Origin of the sequence: Mycolicibacterium wolinskyi (assembly GCF_002101965.1) — a bacterium.
GTDB classification, from domain to species: Bacteria; Actinomycetota; Actinomycetes; order Mycobacteriales; family Mycobacteriaceae; genus Mycobacterium; species Mycobacterium wolinskyi.
The window spans coordinates 589,329-608,420 of the sequence record NZ_LQQA01000033.1 but is presented as its reverse complement, the minus strand read 5'-3'; the positions used below and the strand labels follow the sequence as shown (position 1 = coordinate 608,420).

The 19,092-nt window shown below is 65.6% G+C and carries 20 protein-coding genes and 1 tRNA gene; 6 read left to right on the top strand and 15 right to left on the bottom strand.

What is annotated here, in order from left to right; translation table 11 throughout:
- Positions 1-14: 14 nt before the first annotated feature.
- From AWC31_RS33095 to AWC31_RS33070, 6 genes are all read right to left on the bottom strand, one after another.
- Positions 15-776, bottom strand: coding sequence for a 3'(2'),5'-bisphosphate nucleotidase CysQ (locus AWC31_RS33095; RefSeq protein WP_067858859.1), 762 nt, complete (start codon positions 774-776; stop codon positions 15-17).
- Positions 777-837: 61 nt separating this feature from the next.
- A complete protein-coding gene (locus AWC31_RS33090) occupies positions 838-1,677 on the bottom strand; it encodes an Rv2133c family protein (protein ID WP_110775370.1) in 840 nt (279 codons plus the stop codon).
- On the bottom strand, positions 1,661-2,248 hold the full coding sequence (locus tag AWC31_RS33085) for an Rv2134c family protein (RefSeq protein ID WP_067858865.1): 588 nt from the start codon (positions 2,246-2,248) through the stop codon (positions 1,661-1,663). Before AWC31_RS33085 ends, AWC31_RS33090 begins: the two co-directional genes overlap by 17 nt.
- 35 nt (positions 2,249-2,283) lie before the next feature.
- Positions 2,284-2,955 carry a histidine phosphatase family protein gene (locus tag AWC31_RS33080; RefSeq protein ID WP_085149538.1) on the bottom strand — a complete coding sequence of 224 codons (672 nt, stop codon included), beginning with the start codon at positions 2,953-2,955 and terminating at the stop codon, positions 2,284-2,286.
- A 10-nt stretch (positions 2,956-2,965) separates the two neighbouring features.
- Positions 2,966-3,796, bottom strand: a complete 831-nt coding sequence (locus tag AWC31_RS33075) for an undecaprenyl-diphosphate phosphatase (RefSeq protein WP_085149535.1) — start codon at positions 3,794-3,796, stop codon at positions 2,966-2,968.
- A 56-nt stretch (positions 3,797-3,852) separates the two neighbouring features.
- Complete coding sequence (locus AWC31_RS33070) at positions 3,853-4,164, bottom strand: hypothetical protein (RefSeq protein ID WP_067858873.1); 312 nt, start codon at positions 4,162-4,164, stop codon at positions 3,853-3,855.
- Positions 4,165-4,287: 123 nt separating this feature from the next.
- Between AWC31_RS33070 and AWC31_RS33065 the strand changes: the two genes are divergently transcribed.
- From AWC31_RS33065 to AWC31_RS33055, 3 genes are read left to right on the top strand one after another with little or no spacing between them, the layout of a single operon-like run.
- Positions 4,288-5,322, top strand: coding sequence for a YncE family protein (locus AWC31_RS33065; protein ID WP_207626486.1), 1,035 nt, complete (start codon positions 4,288-4,290; stop codon positions 5,320-5,322).
- Entirely contained in the window at positions 5,319-5,588 is a 270-nt protein-coding gene (locus AWC31_RS33060; RefSeq protein ID WP_067858879.1) for a DUF5703 family protein, read from the top strand. The genes AWC31_RS33065 and AWC31_RS33060 overlap by 4 nt, the downstream gene beginning before the upstream one ends.
- Entirely contained in the window at positions 5,588-6,649 is a 1,062-nt protein-coding gene (locus AWC31_RS33055) for a quinone-dependent dihydroorotate dehydrogenase (protein WP_085149529.1), read from the top strand. The genes AWC31_RS33060 and AWC31_RS33055 overlap by 1 nt, the downstream gene beginning before the upstream one ends.
- A gap of 102 nt (positions 6,650-6,751) precedes the next feature.
- Here the strand turns inward: AWC31_RS33055 and AWC31_RS33050 are convergent, their stop codons facing one another.
- Together AWC31_RS33050 and AWC31_RS33045 are read right to left on the bottom strand one after the other, a co-directional pair.
- Positions 6,752-7,279, bottom strand: coding sequence for a YbhB/YbcL family Raf kinase inhibitor-like protein (locus AWC31_RS33050; protein ID WP_067858885.1), 528 nt, complete (start codon positions 7,277-7,279; stop codon positions 6,752-6,754).
- A 30-nt stretch (positions 7,280-7,309) separates the two neighbouring features.
- The gene (locus tag AWC31_RS33045; RefSeq protein ID WP_085149526.1) at positions 7,310-8,653 is read right to left on the bottom strand and encodes a M20/M25/M40 family metallo-hydrolase; all 1,344 of its coding nucleotides are present in this window, start codon (positions 8,651-8,653) and stop codon (positions 7,310-7,312) included.
- 115 nt (positions 8,654-8,768) lie between these two features.
- Between AWC31_RS33045 and AWC31_RS33040 the strand changes: the two genes are divergently transcribed.
- A tRNA-Leu gene (locus AWC31_RS33040) sits at positions 8,769-8,854 on the top strand.
- Here AWC31_RS33040 and AWC31_RS33035 read toward each other — a convergent pair.
- The 4 genes from AWC31_RS33035 to AWC31_RS33020 all read right to left on the bottom strand — a co-directional run bounded on the left by AWC31_RS33035 (position 8,836) and on the right by AWC31_RS33020 (position 14,160).
- Positions 8,836-10,482, bottom strand: coding sequence for a recombinase family protein (locus tag AWC31_RS33035; RefSeq protein WP_085149523.1), 1,647 nt, complete (start codon positions 10,480-10,482; stop codon positions 8,836-8,838). The two genes, AWC31_RS33040 and AWC31_RS33035, sit on opposite strands and share 19 nt — an antisense overlap.
- 186 nt (positions 10,483-10,668) lie before the next feature.
- Positions 10,669-12,285: a replication initiator gene (locus AWC31_RS33030; RefSeq protein ID WP_085149520.1), complete on the bottom strand. Its 1,617-nt coding sequence runs from the start codon at positions 12,283-12,285 to the stop codon at positions 10,669-10,671.
- Between the two features lie 3 nt (positions 12,286-12,288).
- Positions 12,289-13,719, bottom strand: a complete 1,431-nt coding sequence (locus tag AWC31_RS33025; protein ID WP_085149517.1) for an FtsK/SpoIIIE domain-containing protein — start codon at positions 13,717-13,719, stop codon at positions 12,289-12,291.
- 114 nt (positions 13,720-13,833) lie between these two features.
- Entirely contained in the window at positions 13,834-14,160 is a 327-nt protein-coding gene (locus AWC31_RS33020; protein WP_085149514.1) for an SCO3933 family regulatory protein, read from the bottom strand.
- A 259-nt stretch (positions 14,161-14,419) separates the two neighbouring features.
- Between AWC31_RS33020 and AWC31_RS33015 the strand changes: the two genes are divergently transcribed.
- Both AWC31_RS33015 and AWC31_RS33010 read left to right on the top strand, forming a co-directional pair.
- Positions 14,420-15,220, top strand: coding sequence for a phospholipase D-like domain-containing protein (locus AWC31_RS33015; RefSeq protein ID WP_085149950.1), 801 nt, complete (start codon positions 14,420-14,422; stop codon positions 15,218-15,220).
- Positions 15,221-15,236: 16 nt separating this feature from the next.
- Positions 15,237-15,707, top strand: coding sequence for an NUDIX hydrolase (locus tag AWC31_RS33010; RefSeq protein WP_085149512.1), 471 nt, complete (start codon positions 15,237-15,239; stop codon positions 15,705-15,707).
- A gap of 11 nt (positions 15,708-15,718) precedes the next feature.
- Here the strand turns inward: AWC31_RS33010 and AWC31_RS33005 are convergent, their stop codons facing one another.
- From AWC31_RS33005 to AWC31_RS32995, 3 genes are all read right to left on the bottom strand, one after another.
- Positions 15,719-16,255: an HD domain-containing protein gene (locus tag AWC31_RS33005; protein ID WP_085149509.1), complete on the bottom strand. Its 537-nt coding sequence runs from the start codon at positions 16,253-16,255 to the stop codon at positions 15,719-15,721.
- A 331-nt stretch (positions 16,256-16,586) separates the two neighbouring features.
- On the bottom strand, positions 16,587-17,786 hold the full coding sequence (locus tag AWC31_RS33000; RefSeq protein WP_083080113.1) for an acyl-CoA dehydrogenase family protein: 1,200 nt from the start codon (positions 17,784-17,786) through the stop codon (positions 16,587-16,589).
- Positions 17,787-17,950: 164 nt separating this feature from the next.
- The gene (locus AWC31_RS32995) at positions 17,951-19,057 is read right to left on the bottom strand and encodes an NDMA-dependent alcohol dehydrogenase (protein ID WP_083080112.1); all 1,107 of its coding nucleotides are present in this window, start codon (positions 19,055-19,057) and stop codon (positions 17,951-17,953) included.
- Positions 19,058-19,092: the final 35 nt, after the last annotated feature.

Sequence of the window (19,092 nt, the reverse complement as noted above, 5' to 3'; positions counted from 1 at the left end):
CCGTCACCGTGCCCTCACCGGGCCGAACCGATCGCGTCCAGCAGCACCGACGCGAGCTCGGGCCGGCACATGACGAAATCGGGCAGGTACGGGTCGGGACGGTTGTACCGCAGCTCCGAACCGTCCAGACGCGACGCGTGCAGGCCCGCGGCGAGCACCACGCCGGCGGGCGCCGCCGAATCCCACTCCCACTGGCCGCCCGCGTGGATGTAGGCGTCGACGTCGCCGCGCACCACGGCCATCGCCTTCGCCCCCGCCGAACCGATACGCACCATCCGGAAGTCGAGATGTTCGCGCATGCGCCACAGCACCGGCGGCGGCCGATTGGAGCTCGCGGTGATCAGGATCGGGCCGTCTTGGCGAGGCGGCGGCGGGGTGACGGTGTCGCTGCGGTACACCTCGCCGCGCGCCGGAAGCGCCACCACCGCGTCGGACAAGCCGCCGTGCGGCCCGAGCGAGCGCTGCCACAACGCGATGTGCACCGCCCAGTCTTCGCGTCCCGGCAGGGAGAACTCCCGGGTGCCGTCGACGGGGTCGACGATCCACACCCGATCGGCCTCGACACGGGCGAGATCGTCCACGGCTTCCTCGCTCAGCACCGAATCGCCCGGCCGGGCTTGCGCCAACCGGTCCAGGATCAGCGCGTTCGACCGGCGGTCGCCTTCGTCGCCGAGGTAGTACGGGTCGTAGAAACCGACCTCGTCGCGGACGGCCAGCAACAACTCCCCGGCCTCCTTGGCCACTGCTGCGGCCACGTCGGCATCGGAAAGTGTCACCGAGCCAGTATCGGTGCCGTGAACTTTCGGTGTCGGGCCGGGGCAGCCCAATCGATCCCGGCTAGAACGCCGGCCACGGGATCGGCCTGCGCCTGTCGGGCATCGGCATCACCGGATTGTCCAGCAGGGCAAGGATTCTCGCGTGCAACGCGGCGATCTCGCGTTCGGTGACCAGACCACACAACTGTTCTCCGAGACCAGCGCCGAACCCGTCGCGCAGGGCCGCGATGTCGGCCAGGGTGTCGTCGTCGACGGGTTTACCCGCCCAGCCCCACAGCACCGTGCGCAACTTGTCCTCGGTGTGCAGGCTCACCCCGTGGTCCACGCCGTACACCTGCCCGTCGACGCCGGACAGGATGTGCCCGCCCTTACGGTCGGCGTTGTTGATCAGCACGTCGAACACCGCGAGCCGGAACAGCCGCGGGTCGTCGGCGTGCACGAGCGTCACCTCGTCGCCGGCGTAGTCGTAGGCCTGCAGGATCGGCAGGAAGCCGGGCGGGATGCGCCCCGCGGGGAGCAGATCCACCAGGTCGGGTCCCGACTCCGGCTCGTCGCCCACCTCGTCGCCGGGCTGGTCGACCCACAGCTGCAGCATGCCCGGCCCGGCGGGCCCGTCGCGAATGATGGTGTAGGGCACGACATTCCAGCCGAGCGCGGCGGACACGAGGTAGGCGCCCAGCTCGCGGCCCGCCAAGGTGCCGTCCGGAAAGTCCCACAGCGGCGCCTCGCCGGCCACGGGCTTGTACACGCAGTGCACCTCGCGGTCCCGCAGATGCGCCTCGCACAGGAAGGTGGCGTTGCTGGCCGACCGGATCCGGCCGATCACCGTCAACTCACCGTTGTCCAGCACCTCGCCGTCGGATCTGGATGGGCCCGGCCCGCCGTCAGCCGTCGACGTCATCTTCAGGTTCGGCCGTGACGCCGCGCCGGTAGCCGTTGGTGCGCACGCAGATATGACCGTCCGGATCGAGCGGCTCGTCACACAGCGGGCACGGCGGGCGCCCGGCCGAGATGACCCGGTTGGACCGCGTCGCGAACTCCCGCGCCGATTCCGGCGTCAGGAACACCCGCACCGCGTCGGGGCCCTCCTCGGCGTCGTCGAGCACCACCGAGGCATCGAACTCGCCGTCGGACACCGCGAGCAGTTCGACGACGATCGTCTGCGCTTCCGAGTCCCAGCCCAGCCCCATGGTGCCGACCCGGAATTCGGCATCCACCGGGGTGATGAGCGGCCGCAGATCGGCGACCTCCCCGGTGTCCGGCGGGATGGGCGTGCCGAACCGGCGGTTGACCTCGAGCAGCAGTGCGGCGATGCGCTCCGCCAAGACGGCGACCTGCTGCTTTTCGAGCACGACGGAGATCACCCGCTTGTCGTGAACGGCCTGCAGGTAGAAGGTCCGATTACCGGGTTGGCCAACCGTCCCGGCCACGAAGCGGTCGGGCATGCGGAAGACGTGAATTGCGCGGGCCATGGCACCTTCCAAAATACCGTCATCGGTATCGCCGGTCAGTCGGTGGACCCGCCGACCACCGCATCGGTGGTCGGCTTGGCGGCCAACCCGGCGCTGAGTTGGGCGCCGGTGTGGTTGATGTGCATCACGAATGGGCGCAGATCGGTGTAACGGATCACGCTCATCGACGCCGGGTCGGCGGTGATCCGCTGAAAGCCGTCGAGATGTACACCCAGCGCGTCGGCCAGCACGGCCTTGATGACGTCACCGTGTGTGCACGCCACCCACAGCACGTCCGCGCCGTGTTCCTCGGCGAGTTCGCGGTCGCGCCGGCGCACCGCTGCGACGGCACGGGCCTGCACCTGGGCCAGCCCCTCGCCATCCGGGAACACCGCGGCGCTCGGCTGCGCCTGCACCACGCTCCACAGCGGCTCTTTGACCAAGTCGGCGATCTTGCGGCCGGTCCAGGCGCCGTAGTCGACCTCGGTGAGCCCCTCGTCGACGATGGGCTCCAGACCCAGCGCCGCGGCCAGCGGTTCGACCGTGCGCCGGCACCGCAACAACGGCGACCGCACGATCGCACGCACCGGTAGGTCGCCGATGCGCGACACCACGCCTGCCGCCTGCTCGACACCGCGGTCGTCGAGATCGACACCCTCCGACCGGCCCGCGAGCGTGTGCGCGGTGTTCGACGTCGAGCGCCCGTGCCGCAACAGGATCAAAGTCATTGTGCCGCCTTCACTGTGCCGCCACCACGCCGGTGCCGAGCAGGACGAGCACCACCGTACCGAGCAGGATCCGGTACCCGACGAACCAATACATGCTGTGCGACACGAGGAATCGCAGGAACCAGGCGATCGCGGCGAATCCGACGACGAAGGCGATCAGCGTCGCGATCAGCAGTTGCGGCCCGCTGGCGCTCATACCTTCCCCGACCGGATGGAACGCGTCGGGCAGCGAGAACAGGCCCGAGGCGAAGACCGCGGGAATGGCGAGCAGAAAACCGAAGCGCGCGGCCAACTCCCGGTCCAGGCCCAGGAAGAGCCCGGCGCTGATGGTGGCGCCGGACCGCGAGACACCCGGCACGAGCGCCAGACATTGCGCGAGGCCGACGATGACGCTGTCGCGCAACGTCAGCTGTTCGACGTGGCGGGTCTGCCTGCCGAAGTACTCGGCCGCCGCGATTACCGCCGAGAACACGATGAGCGCGGACGCCACGAGCCAGAGATTGCGTGCGCCCGTGCGGATTTCGTCCTTGAAGAGCAGTCCGAACACCGCGATCGGGATGGTGCCGACGATCACGAACCAGCCGAGGCGGTAGTCGGCGTTGCGGCGCGCGGCGTCGAACAGGCCTGTGCACCAGGCCTTCGCGATGCGGCCGATGTCCTTGGCGAAGTACACCAGCACCGCGGCCTCGGTGCCGAGCTGGGTGACCGCGGTGAACGAGGCGCCGGCATCGTCGTCGAAGAACACGCGCGACGTGATGGCGAGGTGGCCCGACGACGACACCGGCAGAAACTCGGTGAGCCCCTGCACAATCGACAACACGATCACTTGGAGCCACGACATCGCAGGCACGTCAGTCACGACGACGACCGTACCGCGGCACCCCGCGAAGGGTCGGCTCAGCGAGCGGTGCGCGCCACCGGCTGCGCCTCGGCAACGGCGTCGCGAACCGTCGCAGAAAGGCTGCGCTCGTCGGTGAGGTCGATGTCGGTGAGTTTGCGGGCAGCGACGGCCACCACATCTTCCTCGGCGGGAACCGGACCGGAAAGCCTCGGCCGATACACCTCGATCATCAGCTGCTGGCGCTCGATGTGGAAAGAAAATGTCCGCCCGTCACCAACTTGGCCAAATCCGCTGGCGTGGACACCAGTGGAAATGTCCTCGATAGCAAACTTCTGGTCTCCCAGGTGTCGGTCTGCGGCGAGGGTCATGTCCCGACCATACCTCCACTTATGGCGAGATGCTTGCATACGGGAACAAAGGCAGGCCGCAACCGTGCCTAAACTGGACTCTTGCCCGTTTACAGTTCGATCACCTCGACCGAGAGCCGTCCGTTGCGCCTAATCACTGCAGGTCAGCCGGTTTATGCTGGCGTGGCCGCGTTGGTACTGCTGTTCACGGCAGGCTGTTCGTCCAATCCGGCCGACACGCCGCCGCCCACCATCGAGCCGGCCCAGGCCGCAGTTTCACCGCCGGTGACCGCCACCCCGGACGGCCAGGTCCGACCCGTGACCGGCCACTCGCAGGCTGCCGTCTTCGACGCAGCAACCAGCACATTGGCGGTTCTCGGGCCCGGACCCGACGGTCAGTCGTCGCTGACGCTGCTGGCCGGCGTGGCCCCGCCGCGCACAGTTTTGCTGGAATCGAAAGCGACCGCATTGTCCGGCGACGGGCGCGGCGGGCTGCTGCTGCCCACGCGCGGCGGCTATTTCCGGGTGGACCTCGCGCGCGCCGCAGCCAAGCCCGAAAGGGTTGGCATCGACGGGCAACAGGATGTCGACTTCACCGCCATCGCGGTGCGCGCGGACGGCAACGTGGTCCTCGGCAGCGCCGACGGCGCGGTGTACACCCTCGACGGCCCGACCACCGTCGGGGCTCGGCTGAAGATCTTCGCCCGCGTGGATTCGCTGGTGACACAAGGCAATACCGCGGTGGTTCTCGACCGTGGGCAGACGTCGGTGACGACAGTGGACGCCGACGGGACCGAGGCCGACCACGCGCTGCGGGCCGGCGAGGGGGCCACCACGATGACCACCGATCCGCAGGGCCGGATTCTCGTGGCCGACACCCGCGGCGACGGGCTTCTGGTGTTCGGCACCGACCCGCTGATCCTGCGCCAGCGCTATCCGGTGCGCGGCGCGCCCTACGGACTGGCCGGCTCCCCTGGCCTGGCCTGGGTGTCGGAGACCGCGACCAACACGGTCATTGGTTACGATCTTGACACCGGCATACCCGTCGAAAAGGTGCGTTATCGAACCGTGCAGCAACCCAACTCCCTGGCATACGACGACAAAGCCGACACGCTCTATGTGGTGTCGGGCTCGGGAGCGGGCGTGCAGGTGATCGCGAACGCGGCGGTGAAACCATGACGGCCGTGCAGCGCGGCCGGATGCCACCGGGCTGGGACAAGGTGGTCGCCGAAGACCTCTCCGACGAATACGACTGGGTGCCGTTGCGGCTACCCCCCGATGTCACGCGCGTCAGCGCGTCCATCCGGCTGTCGATCGAGGCGGAATACCGCGGCTGGGAGCTGACCCGGGTGCGGGCCTACACAGACGGGAGCCGACGGGTGCTGCTGCGCCGCAAGAAGACGGCCGCCACCATGCCGGGAACACCGGACCAACCGGCGCTGTGATGTACGGCGCGCTGCGGCGGGCAATGTTCCTCATGCCCGCGGAACGGATACACACCTGGGTTTTCGCGCTGCTGCGCATCGCGACCGGCCCGGCCGCCCTGCGCCGCGCCCTGTCGCGACGGCTGGCCCCCACCGATCCGATCCTGGCCAGCACGGTGTTCGGCGTGCGGTTTCCCGGGCCGCTCGGTCTGGCGGCGGGGTTCGACAAGGACGGCCGCGGCCTGAACGCCTGGGGCGCATTGGGTTTCGGTTATGCCGAGGTGGGCACCGTCACCGCGCAGCCGCAGCCGGGCAATCCCGAGCCCAGGCTGTTCCGGCTGCCGGACGACCATGCGCTGCTCAACCGGATGGGCTTCAACAACGCGGGTGCCGCCGCGCTGGCCGCCCGCCTGGCCAGTCACACCCCGGACGTGCCGATCGGGGTGAACATCGGCAAGACCAAGGTCACCCCCGCCGAAGCCGCGGTGTCCGACTACGTGACGAGCACCCGGTTGCTGAGCGCACATGCGTCGTTCGTGGTGGTCAACGTGAGCTCGCCCAACACTCCCGGCCTGCGCGACCTGCAGGCGGTGGCGTCGCTGCGGCCGATCCTCGCCGCGGTCAAGGCTGAGACCGACAAACCCGTTCTGGTCAAGATCGCGCCGGATCTGTCGGACGCAGACATCGACGAGATCGCCGATCTGGCAGTCGAATTGGGCCTGGCGGGCATCGTCGCGACCAACACCACGGTGTCGCGCGACGGCCTGCGCACCCCCGGCGCCGCCGACCTCGGCCCCGGCGGGATATCGGGGCGCCCGGTCGCCCGGCGGTCCGCCGAGGTGCTGCGACAGCTGTACCGCCGTGTCGGCGACAAGTTGGTGTTGATCAGCGTGGGCGGTATCGAGACCGCCGACGACGCGTGGGACCGCATCATCTCGGGCGCCTCGCTGCTGCAGGGCTACACCGGGTTCATCTACGGTGGCGGCTTGTGGGCCAAGGACATTCACGACGGCATCGCCGAGCGGCTGCGCCGGGGCGGGTTCGCGTCACTGGCCGATGCGGTGGGCTCGGCCGCGCGCTGAGCGGACACTGACCCAGCGCGAGCGACCGCGAATTGCCGACACAGACCGGCGTGTCGGCGTACAAACACGGTCGCTCGCGGTGTGGGGTGAGGTTACTTCTGGTCAGTTCTGTTCATAGGTGCCGTGGATGACGGCGCGGGCGATCGCGTGGCCGAACAGGTTGAAGCCGAGGTAGGCCGGGGTGGCGCCGTCGGGCAGATCGAGCTTGTCCACGTCGAGCGCGTGCACGGCGATGTAGTAGCGGTGCGGGCCGTGCCCGGCCGGCGGCGCGGCGCCGATGAAGCGCTTCTGGCCCGCGTCATTGGCCAGGGTGACCGCACCGCCGGGCAGCGGGCTGCCGTCGCCCGCGCCTGCGGGGAGCTCGGTGACCGTGGCAGGCAGATCGGCGACCGCCCAGTGCCAGAAGCCCGACGCGGTCGGCGCGTCCGGGTCGTAGACCGTCACCGCGAAGCTCTTGGTCTCGGCCGGGAAACCCGACCAGCTGAGCTGCGGCGAGATGTCCGACCCGCCGGCGCCCATGATGCCGCTGACCTGGTCGTTGCCGAGCGGCTGCCCGTCGGTGACCGATTCGGATGTGAGGGTGAAGCTCGGGAGTTGCGGCAGATTCGCGTAGGGGTCAGGACGGCTCATGTGCTTCCCTTCGTGTCGTCAGTCGTGTCGTCAGCAGTTCTTGAGAAAGTGTTCCAGAACGTTCGCCCCGAATTGCAGGGCATCGACCGGCACGCGCTCGTCCACACCGTGGAACAGCGCGGCGAAGTCGAGGTCCGGCGGCAGGCGCAGCGGCGCGAACCCGAAGCATCGAATCCCCAACCGCTGGAACGACTTGGCGTCGGTCCCACCGGACAGCATGTACGGCACGATGCGGGCGTCGGGGTCGAGCGCCAGCACGGCCTCGTTCATCGCGTCGACGAGGTCGCCGTCGAATGTCGTCTCATACGACGGCAGGTCCCGCTCCCAACTGCGCGTGACGTCCGGCCCGATCAGCTCGTCGACCTCGCGCTCGAAGGCCTCCTTGCGACCGGGCAACACGCGGCAGTCCACGACCGCCTCGGCCGACGCCGGTATGACGTTGGCCTTGTACCCGGCTTTGAGCATGGTCGGGTTGGCGGTGTCGCGCAGTGTCGCCGACACGATCCGGGCCACCCCGCCGAGTTTGGCGATCGTGCCCTCCAGATCCGGGGAGTCCACGTCGAACGTATACCCGGTTTCCTCGGCCACCGCGGTCAGGAACTGCTCGACCGCCGGATTGAGCACGAGCGGGAACTGGTGGCGGCCGAGCCGGTCGACCGCACCCGCGATCGCCGTGACGGCGTTGTCGTCGTGCACCATCGACCCGTGGCCTGCGCGCCCGCGGGCCGACAGCCGCATCCAGGACAGGCCCTTCTCGGCCGTCTCGATGAGGTAGAGCCGCCGTTCGCCGCCGTCCTTGCGCGGCACCGTGAGCGAGAAGCCGCCGACCTCACCGATCGCCTCGGTGACACCCTCGAACAGATCGGGCCGGTTGTCGACCAGCCAGTTGGCCCCGTACGTGCCGCCGTGCTCCTCGTCGGCGATGAACGCGAACACCAGGTCACGCGGCGGCACGATGCCCGCCCGTTTGAAATGCCGGGCCACCGCGATCGACATGCCGACCATGTCCTTCATGTCGACCGCGCCGCGGCCCCACACGTAACCGTCCTTGACCGCGCCCGAGAACGGGTGCACGCTCCAGTCCGCCGGCTCGGCAGGCACGACGTCGAGATGCCCGTGCACCATGAGCGCACCGCGCGACGGGTCGGACCCGGGCAATCGGGCAAACACGTTACCGCGGCCCGGCGCGCCGGATTCGATGTATTCGGTCTGGTAGCCGACCTCCTGCAGCTTTTCGGCCACCCACTGGGCACACTCCGCCTCACCCTTGGTGGTCGCCGGATCACCGGTGTTGGACGTATCGAACCTGATGAGTGCGCTGACGAGATCGACGACCTCGTCCGCACTAGCCGCCGGGACAGTCACAGTCACCATTCGTACCACTGGCGTGCGCTTCGGGGCGGAGTCGACGGCGAGAGCTGGGCTGGTTTGGGTTCCGGGCCCTCCATCCGATAGCCTTAGGCGCCCAACCCGCAAGGTTGGTTCGCAGGTCCGAGTGGCGGAATGGCAGACGCGCTAGCTTGAGGTGCTAGTGCCCTATTAACGGGCGTGGGGGTTCAAGTCCCCCCTCGGACACATCCGGCGACACGACTCAGATCGGCCGTCGCCTTGACTTGTCGCAGATGCGGATCGTAATCAAGGCGGAGCCCCAGGCTCGCGTACACCTCGGCGCGTTCGGCCCCGGTAGCCTCGCCAAGCACAGCCGATAACCCACCCAGCTGTTCGACCAGCTCGCTGATCTGTGTTGCCGACATAACACTCGGCCGCTCTGCTCGCTCAAGACTGGCCCTCAACTCGTCACGTTCAGCGGTGCGCCGTTGCAACGCCGCACTCAAATCCTCAACCGCCACACCAGATTCCACCGCGCTGACCAAGGCGGCGATCTTGCGATTCACCTCGCCTAGTTGGCGCTGCAGAGCCGCGTAGCCGGCCCCTGCAGTCGGATGCATGTCCTGCCCCCGCGCCAGGTCATCGGGATTTGCAAGACTGGCAATCCAGCTGTCGAGCCGAGGCGTCAACGCGTCCTCACGAAGGTAGACAGTGCGCGGGTGATCGCTCAGATCGACAGGTACCGAACGCGACTTACCGAACTCGCAGCGATAGAGAATGCGCGTTGTTTGCTTCCCTGGACGGGCTGCGCCCTGCATACGCCTTCCGCACGCGGCGCAGTAGAGCAGCCCACGCAGCGCGTACGGCACAGTCGATTCCCTGCTGCATACAAGTCCCGGACCCCGCCGGCTCTGCATCCGAAGTCGAACCGCCTCCGCCAGTTCATCGGAAACCAAGGCCTCGTGCGTCCGCCGGTCCGGGGTGATCCAGTCCCCCTCGTTCCGCCATCGCATTCGCGTGTCATACCCCGCGGCGACGTCATCGGGGTCGACCAGGACCTCGTACTTCTCCTGCTTGCCCCACACGCGGACACCACGATAGGCAGGGTTGTCGAGAATCGCGCGGATCGCCGAATGGGACCATCCGCGCGGATCGCGGTGACTATTCCGGGCCGGGTCATACTGGCTCGGCGACGGTACGCAATCGTCGGTGAGCTGCTGCGCGATGTACCGCAGGCCAGCGCCATCGGCATATGTGCGGTAGATCCGCTCGACGATCGGAGCGGTCACCGGATCGGGTTCGAGGCGGTGAAGGCGCTGGCCAAGATTCGCTTTTGCAGGGTTCGGGTGCGGGCCAGCGTCGACGAGCCGGTAACCATACGGTGGTCGACCACCGAGATATCGGGACGTGTCCTGCGCGAGAGCGGACATCGCCGTACGGACGCGCACCTGGATTCGTGCACGCTCGCCCTTGCTCATCCCGCCGAAAAGCGTCATCACCAAGTCGTGCGCTTCGGAGCCGGGATCAACCGCGCCGCCGACCTCCGGCACCCATAGGCCCACGCCGTAGTGCGTGAGCACCGGGAAAGTGAGCGCGAACTGCGGCCCATAGAAGGCACGGGCCGGTTCCCCGATCACCACGGCATCGAAGCCACGGTCTCTGGTCGTGACATCAGCGAGGAGTCGCGAGGCCTCAGGCCTGCGCTTCCACGGGAGAGAACGGCTCTGGCCCACATCGAAGTAATCAGCAACGACAACTCCCCCGTGCGGAGCGATCAGATCGACTGCCCGTCGCTTTTGCCAACTACGGCTCGCCTCCGGATCTTGAGCGTCCTCGGTGCTTACTCGGCCATAAAAGGCGAACCTGATGGTCACGCGACTCCCCTGTCTCCTCCGAGCGTCCGGTCCCGTACGGCCAGTATTACGCGGATCAGGGCGCGGTTGGCTTCGCACGGGAGGGCATAGTCTTCGGGCACCACAATTTCAGCACCTCCCTCTGACAAAATCCGAGCACTGACTTGGTCGCCGCCTTCAGAATGAGGGTGCCCGGTGGTGGAGCTGTCAATCATCACGGCGCCTCCGTCGATCCGATTGCTGGTCGCGGACCTCCACCAATCCGGTGCGTCTGCTCTCGATATGTCGCAGGCTCGCTGAAACAGCCAGGACTCGGTCGCCCGTCGTAGCATGACCAGCACGATCGAATTCCCATCCAATCTGGTCTGCGATGTCCGTCTGATCATGTTGCGCTGCTGCGGGTTTGGCGTTTTGGGCGCGGGTCCATTCGGCACGGTGGATACGTAGTGCTGTCATGGTGGTCGAGTAGTGGCGGGATTTGGTGGTGATGTGGCCGCGGTAGCCCAGGGTGTGTAGCCAGCGGCCTATCCCGGTCCACGGCGACTCGCGCGTGGTATTGGTGGCGGCGTGGTGATCGAGAGCGGCGATCGCGAACAGTATGGACCGGATGTGCTCGGTAACATCAAGGGCGGCAATGGCTTCGGTAGACAGGCGGCGGGCGGCGATCCCGAAGTCCTGCAGGCTTTTGGTGACGTATTTGGCGAGGTAGCGGGCCACGCGGCGCGCAGACAACCCGCTGGCCGGGCCGGCATCTGAATCATCATGGATGACGGATGATTCGGCGGCCAGCGATTGAGTGTCGATCTGACTGCCGAACCGCACGGCGACCCCGGCGGTGTCCTCATCGCAGGAAGTGTGAATGATGTGACCAGCAACCGCGCGGTGCGGGTCTGGGACGGTGATCGCGATGCCGCCGGCGGCGCGATGAATGATGCCCGCCAATGCCGTGGCCGTGATCGGTGACTGCCATCGGGGTCCGGTCAGATGACGGGGCTCCGCACCACCGGAGGCGGCGCGGCCGTAACTCTTCGGCTCACCCGATGACGTCGTGTCGTCGTCGGAGGGGTCGAGGCGAATGAGGGCGTGGATGTGCGGGACAGCGCGGGCTTGCATTTCGACGACTTTGACGAAACTGACTCGCACCGAATCCGGATCAAGACCTCGGGCATTTAGTTCCTGCCGAACCGCGCGGCGCAGGGAGATGGTGAAGCGTCGCCACAGTTCGGGCAGGTGCCAGCTGAACAGCACGTGGGACAGGTAATCGTAGCAGGGTCCGCACAGGGGCTGCCCGACAAGTGAATCAGTGCGGTCGTGAATGTGATTGCACCACAACAGGTTCCCATGCGCGCACCGTTCGGATTGGCCGGCGTTGCGGTACTCGCGGCAGACGGTGCCGGTAGCGCCATGCACCGGCCCGAAGCTCGGCGCGGTCAAGGTCAGGAACACCTGCGGACGGGCACTGACACTGGCGGGGACGTGGTGGTGGCCACCGGCGGCGCCGGCATGCACCAGCTGCCAGGTGTCCCGGGCATAGAGGTCCGAACACGATGGGCAGATGTGGGCGCGGCGGTTGTTGCAGCGGGTCCACACCACCTGCGCACGCCCGAAGCGGTCAACGCCGGCCAGTTGGATGGGGTGGGCGCAGAACCCGACCGATTCGGCGCGCCGCCACCACTGATCGAACCCTGCCGTGGAAGCGCGCCGCACCATCTGACTGATCACCGCATCGACGTCGATGGCGATGCCGGGCGTTGTCGGGATACCCGGCAGCGTGATGGCCGGGTACCAATCCTGTCCATTCGATAGAGCATCTGGGGTGGCCATCGTTTACCCCTGGTCCTCGGTGCCGGTGCTGTCGTTGCCCGTCGCGTTGCGTCGACGCGGCCGGGGTGCATGAAAGGTGCGGACCAGAGCGGCGATGTCAGGATCAGTGACGTAGAAGGCCCGCACCCGTGTGGGTTGTGCGGTGCCGTCGATCATCACGTAGCCCACGCCGGGTGTGCGGTCGTCGATGTCCTCGCATACCGCCCCGCCGTCACGCGCGCCCTGGCCCAAGACCATGGTTGTTTGGGTGGCCTCGGTCAGCCGCAAGCCGACCCGGACAGTGAAGAGCTGGCGTACCGGCAGGGTGTCTTTGGCGGGGTCTTGGATCGCCGCGATCACCGAGATGCCGACGGCCCGGCCCTGTGACAGCAGCAGTCCGAGGAGGTGCTCGATCTCGATCCGGATTTTTCGGTCAGTGACGTAGGCGGTGAGAGCGGCCAGTTCGTCAATCACCACCGCGAACAACGGCTCCGCCACAGTCGGTGTGTGCAGGCGGGTGCGACCGCGGAGGCGGTGCGCTCGTTCGTTCATCACGTCGACCAGGGTGCGCAGCAGCTCCACGGTGGTGCCGGTGGCATCGTGGGTGAAGGCGGTGAACATGGGTGCCCCCGCACTTAGTTCCATGCCCCCTTTGGGGTCGATCACGCACAGCCGCACTTTGCCGGTCCGCACGTCGGGGGCCAGGCCGGCGATCAGCGACCACAGCACCGACCCTTTGCCGGCTCCGGAGGCTCCCGCGATCAGGACGTGATGACCGAGTACAGGCACCTGCCACAGGTCGCCGCTTTCGGTGGCACCTGCACCGATTGCCGCCAATTCCACGGGTGTGGTCGGTGTGGGCAGCGGCAGTGCGATCGGCTCGGCCAGCACATCGGCACGCATCACTGTGACCCGAATCTGACCGGGTGTGGTAGCGGTGATTGTTACCCGTTGTGCGCGCCAGGCTGCAGCGAGGGCTTCGGTTTGCTTGTGCCAGTGGGTGATTGACTGGCCGGTCACGATCGTGACATCGAGAACGTCGACGTCGTGGCCGATGCCGATGGTCCGCAGCGCCGGGACATGCTCGCGGTCACCATGTTTCGCGGTAAGTCCGTGCATGGCGCAGACCCGCGACCAGGACCGTTCGTAGCGAGACCAGCGCTGGAAATAGTGATACGGCGGGTTGATCACGTACTGCTCAAACGTCGTCTCATCCAGGACCGCCCAGACCATGTTGGCGGCGATGAATCCGGCCAAGGTGAACATCGCGATGTTCAGGCCCTGCCAGATGCCAACACCACACGTGATCACGACCGGTACGCCGAGCAATGGGAAACGCAGTCCCCAGCCCAGCAGATGCGCGATACCGGTGACGATGTCGACCAGCAGTTCGCCGATCCAGTCGTCTGATCCATCATTTTTGTTGCTGTTCTTACTATTTGAAGTGTTCGACATCGTGTCCTGACTCTCACGAAAAGTAATACGGGGAGCGGGAAACCCGACCGGCCATCTCATTCCGAGAGCGGTTCAACCAATCGGCACGGATGGCCGGGCGGGCACGGCGGAGATTTACTGGCGCGGTCCAGCGGACTTGCCCTCAGAGACGGTGATCGCATCAGCCCGATACGCGACACCCGCCCGACCGTTCTGATTCCACGGTGTCGCCACAAGGTTGACGACCGTGACCTGCTGTCCCACAGTGACTTTCGGTTCACCCGGGACGGTCACCGTCAACACCTCTGCACCGTCCGAATCCAGGGCCATCAACTGGACCTGCCAGAGCACCAACCCGGTAGTCTTATCGACCTTGGGTTGACCGGTCTCGAAATCTGTACGTGCTTCAGCGGTTTTCGTGCACATCCATGACACCGCCGCGGTGTCAATCTTGAGTTTCATTGATTCTCAGTCCTTTTCCTGTGGTTGAGTCGCGCCCAGGTGAGCGCTAGCACCACTACACGCGGACACGACGGACACCGACAGGGCCACCGCGAGACACCTCAGACATGTCGGACACGGCCTCGGACATCGACGGGCACGTTCGTGACCGGTCCATGTCTGCATCGGTTGCGCCGACCTCTGACATGGCCTTATGCAAAAATCGTGTCCATGCAGGCTCAACCGACCAGTTGACCAGCACAGGGAGGGGAATCGGGTGGTGCACGCAGATGACGGCGACGCCGCAGCCACCACGGTGCGGAATATCGCGTTGGAACGAGCGATACGTGTCAAAGGCATCAATGCACGCAAACTCGCCGGACTGATCGACGTCACCGAGAAGACGGTGGGACGCTGGCTGGCCGATGCTGACTGGAAAGTTCAACGCGTCAATGCACAGGCTGCCGCTGACGTGTTGGAATGCACGCCACACGAGCTGTGGCCAACGCAATTCCCGGCCGACCTGACTGGTGGTCGCTCTGCCTCGGCGACTGCGATCACCTTCAGGCCGACGTTCTACGCCACTCGCACGCAAGTACCAATTACCCTGTGGCAGAATCACTTTGCCAGCGCCAGGACGTCAATCGATATCCTCGTCTTCGCGGCCACATTCTTGTTCGACACCCTCGACGGATTCACGACCACCTTGGTCGACGCCGCGAAGCGCGGCGCACAGGTGCGCTTTCTGGTAGGTGACCCGAGAGGGGAAAACATGGTCCTCCGGGGTCAAGAGGAAGGAATCGGTAACTCCGTGATCGCTCGGAGCCGCAACTCTGTCGAGTTGCTCACACCGCACCTGCAGACGTCGGGTCTGCAGGTGCGAACGCATCAAACGACCCTCTATACGTCGATCTTCCGGGTCGATGACGACATGATCGTCAACTTCCACGTCTACGGCTCACCGGGGCGCAACAACCCGGTTATGGTCTTCTCCCGCTCCGACGAACCACGACTCTGGACAACATTTGAGGACGCATTCACCCGAGTCTGGGACCAGGCAGAGCCACTACCCACGTCGTAAGAAGAAAGGACTGCTGATGGCGCGCACCGACTACTACAACGATCCCGACGCACCGACCCCCAACAGCGTCGTTCCGTCAGCGTCCGCGATCGTCACCGACGAACAGGGCCGCATCCTGCTGGTTAAGCGACGTGACAACACGTTGTGGGCACTGCCCGGAGGTGGCCATGACATCGGTGAAACGATCGAGCAGACCGCAGTACGTGAAGTCAAAGAGGAGACCGGTCTGGACGTGGCCGTCGCCGGCTTGAGCGGTATCTACACCGACCCTGCGCACGTCGTTGCGTTCACCGATGGTGAAGTACGTCAACAGTTCTCGCTGTGCTTCACTACGACCGTACTAGGTGGCCAGCTCGCCATCGACCACGAAAGCATTGACATCGCCTGGACCGACCCCGTCGATATCGCGGCTTTGGACATGCACCCCTCGATGCGGCTACGCATCACCCATTATCTGGACCAGCGGCCCACGCCCTACCTCGGGTAGACAGGCCGGTTTCACTGCCACGATTGCACGCGACGCACCGCGGCCAGCAAGTCCTCACGCGACAAACTGACCGCACGGTGCACCGGATCATCGGGTCCGTAGCGATTGACCACCTCGTCTAGACGTACAGCAGCGGACACCGGCGAACCGTCGGGTCCGCTCGTCAAATCGCAGAACGTCAACGCATCCAGCACCTCGGCCGCTGGCTCAGTGAACTCAGCCAGCCCATCAATGCCTCGCATCACTGCTTCCACTGCAGCGCCGGAATGGAACGCCACCAACGACACCACCAGTTCCGGGAAGCCCTGCGAGCGCAGAAACCGTGCTCCGTCCAGCGGGTGAAATCCCGTTGCCCGCACATCCGGCCCGTAACCGATGTCATGTGTCCATGCCGCGGCCACGAGACAATCACCGGCCTCCGCGTCCAGATGCGGCCGTATCCTCTCCGCTGTCGCCGCGACAGCCTGCACATGCTCCCAGCGCCGCCCAAGGCCGGCAATCTGCTCCTCGGCCAACGACCGCGCACGTTCCACCATTGCGACGCTCATACCATCAGCCTACGAGTCGACTGACGAAGCGGTGGAGCGCGAGTCAAATCGACGGTCAAGCCGCCAAATGCGTTTCCGCGACATCAACCGGGGACGGCTACCGTCCGCTGGCGCTCCCGTCCGCCGCCCCCAAGAAGTCCAGGCCACACATACGATCGACCGTCGCGGCCGGCGCTGACTTGCTGGCCCACTCGTACACAATCGATGACCTCACCGTGGGCAAACGAGTCAGGTCTAGCCTCGACCATGCCGGCGCTCGCGCCTCCCCGGCCGGAACAGCAGACCGCTCACTGCCAGCGATGTGAGAACTTTCTTTACTGAGATCAAGTAACTAGAGTCCGATACGCTTGGCGATGATCTCGTTCATGATTTCGTTGGTGCCGCCGCCTATTCCGAGAATCCGGCAGTCTCGATAGTGTCTCTCGATCTCAGACTCACGCATGTAGCCCATCCCACCGAAGATCTGAACCGCCTCGTTGACCACGTAGTCGCACGCATACACAGCGGTGTTCTTGGCCATCGACACCTCGGCAACGACATCCTCCCCTGCTAGCCACCTCTGCATGACAGCACGGGTGTAGGTGCACGCCACGTCGACCTGTCGAGCCATCTCGGCAAGCTTATGGCGAATGACCTGGCGCCCCGTCAACGGTCTACCGAACGTTTCACGCTCCCGCGCCCAACTCTTGGCGAGATCGAGAGCCCTATCCGCCGTCGCGTACGCCTGGACAGCGATGCCGAGCCGTTCAGCCTGAAATTGCTGCATGATCTGCAAAAACCCGCTGTTCTCTGCCCCCACCAGGTTCTCAGCCGGTACGCGAACGTCGACGAAAGACAACTCGGCGGTGTCGCTACATCGCCACCCCATCTTGTCCAACCGGCGGGACACTTCAAATCCAGACGAATTCTTGTCGATCACGAGCAATGAAACTCCCCCGTAACCCGGTCCGCCGGTGCGTACCGCCGTAGTAACGAAGTCCGCCCGAACTCCGCTGGTGATGAACGTCTTTGCTCCGTTGACCACGTAGGTGTCGCCATCGCGCACTGCGCGTGTGCGCAAATTCGCGACATCTGAGCCTGCCCCAGGCTCGGTAACGCCCAGCGAGCCGATCATCTTTCCTGCGAGCGTCGGACGGACATATCGTTCAATCAGGACTTCGGAGCCATTGGCGGCAATGTGGGGAAGGGCAATGCCATGGGTGAACAAGGCGGCGCAGACGCCAGTGGACCCACCTGCGGCCAGGATGGCCTCAGTGACCAGTGCAGAGTCAATCGCGTTGCCGCCGCTGCCGCCGACTTCTTCCGGGAACCCGATTCCGAGAAGCCCGACCTCGGCAGCGTTGAGGTGCAGGTCGCGCGGGATCTCACCCACCCGCTCCCATTCCGCTAGCTTCGGCGCGATTTCACGTTCGACGAAAGACCGCGCCATTTGACTCAGCGCTCGTCGCTCCGGCGTAGTCCACACCTTCGGGGCGACAACGAAACGAGCTGCCCCATCCTCGCATGCCGTGGTCGTGCCTGCGTCCGTCATCTCAGCCTCCGCGAGAATTTGATGGATTGATTACAAGGTGGCTGATGCTTGCCGTCCTCAGGATGGGCAAGGAGGACGCGACGCGCAGCAGCCTAAGCGGTCCGGCGGCGTGTAATCTGCAGCGGCGCAAGGACGTGAACATGAGAAGTGAAGCATGGTTCTCTTCAGAACCGGACGAGCCCTCGGATGTTTTTTCCTGAACGCATATCCTGGTAGCCCTCATTGATTTGGTCGAGGGAGTATTCGCGGGTGACCAACTCGTCGAGCTTCAACCGCCCGGCCGAGTAAAGCTCGACCAGCCGCGGAATATCGTGTGGCGCATTAGATGAGCCATATAAGGCGCCACGAATCTGCTTTTCGTAAAGCGTCATCTCCAGCAGTGACCCTGAGATCGACGACTCGTCGGGATGCCCGATGGCCGTAACCACGACGCGTCCGCGCTTTCCGACCAAGGCCAGCGCTTCGGCGGTATAAGAGGCCTCAGCCACATCAGTGGTGAGGATGCAGACATCGGCCAGCTTGCCCAGCGTCATATCGCTGACTAGCGACCAAGCTTCATCCATCGAGGCGGCGGTATGCGTCGCGCCGAACCCGCTCGCTTGCTCTCGTTTGAACTCCACCGGATCGACCGCCACAATTGCCAGCGCCCCCGCGATTCGCGCGCCCTGAATCGCATTCATTCCGATTCCGCCTGCTCCCACTACCACGACGGTGTCCCCGGCGCGCACCTCCCCAGTCCGCACCGCAGATCCGTAGCCGGTCGTGACGCCGCAACCGATCAACGCTGCCCGATCGAGAGGGATTCCGCCGTCAATCTTGACCACGGATGCCTGCGGCACCACTGTGTACTCGGAAAACGTTCCGAGCAAACACATCTGCCCGACGTCCTCGCCTCGTGCGTGAAAGCGATAGGTGCCGTCGACCTGCGGTCCCATCATCAGCGCCGCTCCCAGATCACAGAGATTGCCCATGCCGCGCGCGCAGTAGGAGCAGCGCCCACACGAGGGGAGGAAGGTCAAGATGACAGGATCACCTTCGGACAGATCCTCAACCCCTTCGCCGCACTCCGCGACTGTGCCAGCACCCTCATGGCCCCCTACTACCGGCAATGGGATCGGGAGGTCGCCGGTGACCAGATGTTCGTCGGAATGACACAAGCCGGTGGCCGCCAGCCGCACGAGGACCTCCCCGGGACCTGGCGGATCCAACTCGACTTCTTCGACCTCCCACTTCTGCTCCAAGCCCCACAAAACAGCGGCACGTGTCTTCATGCTGAAGTCCCTTCTATCTAATGACGCTTCTGAAG

Bases quoted from the DNA above. Each gene is read 5' to 3' on its own strand.
- AWC31_RS33090 (WP_110775370.1), bottom strand. From the start codon at position 1,677: ATGACGTCGACGGCTGACGGCGGGCCGGGCCCATCCAGATCCGACGGC.
- AWC31_RS33085 (WP_067858865.1), bottom strand. From the start codon at position 2,248: ATGGCCCGCGCAATTCACGTCTTCCGCATGCCCGACCGCTTCGTGGCC.
- AWC31_RS33080 (WP_085149538.1), bottom strand. From the start codon at position 2,955: ATGACTTTGATCCTGTTGCGGCACGGGCGCTCGACGTCGAACACCGCG.
- AWC31_RS33075 (WP_085149535.1), bottom strand. From the start codon at position 3,796: ATGTCGTGGCTCCAAGTGATCGTGTTGTCGATTGTGCAGGGGCTCACC.
- AWC31_RS33070 (WP_067858873.1), bottom strand. From the start codon at position 4,164: ATGACCCTCGCCGCAGACCGACACCTGGGAGACCAGAAGTTTGCTATC.
- AWC31_RS33060 (WP_067858879.1), top strand. From the start codon at position 5,319: ATGACGGCCGTGCAGCGCGGCCGGATGCCACCGGGCTGGGACAAGGTG.
- AWC31_RS33055 (WP_085149529.1), top strand. From the start codon at position 5,588: ATGTACGGCGCGCTGCGGCGGGCAATGTTCCTCATGCCCGCGGAACGG.
- AWC31_RS33050 (WP_067858885.1), bottom strand. From the start codon at position 7,279: ATGAGCCGTCCTGACCCCTACGCGAATCTGCCGCAACTCCCGAGCTTC.
- AWC31_RS33045 (WP_085149526.1), bottom strand. From the start codon at position 8,653: ATGGTGACTGTGACTGTCCCGGCGGCTAGTGCGGACGAGGTCGTCGAT.
- AWC31_RS33030 (WP_085149520.1), bottom strand. From the start codon at position 12,285: ATGGCCACCCCAGATGCTCTATCGAATGGACAGGATTGGTACCCGGCC.
- AWC31_RS33025 (WP_085149517.1), bottom strand. From the start codon at position 13,719: ATGTCGAACACTTCAAATAGTAAGAACAGCAACAAAAATGATGGATCA.
- AWC31_RS33020 (WP_085149514.1), bottom strand. From the start codon at position 14,160: ATGAAACTCAAGATTGACACCGCGGCGGTGTCATGGATGTGCACGAAA.
- AWC31_RS33010 (WP_085149512.1), top strand. From the start codon at position 15,237: ATGGCGCGCACCGACTACTACAACGATCCCGACGCACCGACCCCCAAC.
- AWC31_RS33005 (WP_085149509.1), bottom strand. From the start codon at position 16,255: ATGAGCGTCGCAATGGTGGAACGTGCGCGGTCGTTGGCCGAGGAGCAG.
- AWC31_RS33000 (WP_083080113.1), bottom strand. From the start codon at position 17,786: ATGACGGACGCAGGCACGACCACGGCATGCGAGGATGGGGCAGCTCGT.
- AWC31_RS32995 (WP_083080112.1), bottom strand. From the start codon at position 19,057: ATGAAGACACGTGCCGCTGTTTTGTGGGGCTTGGAGCAGAAGTGGGAG.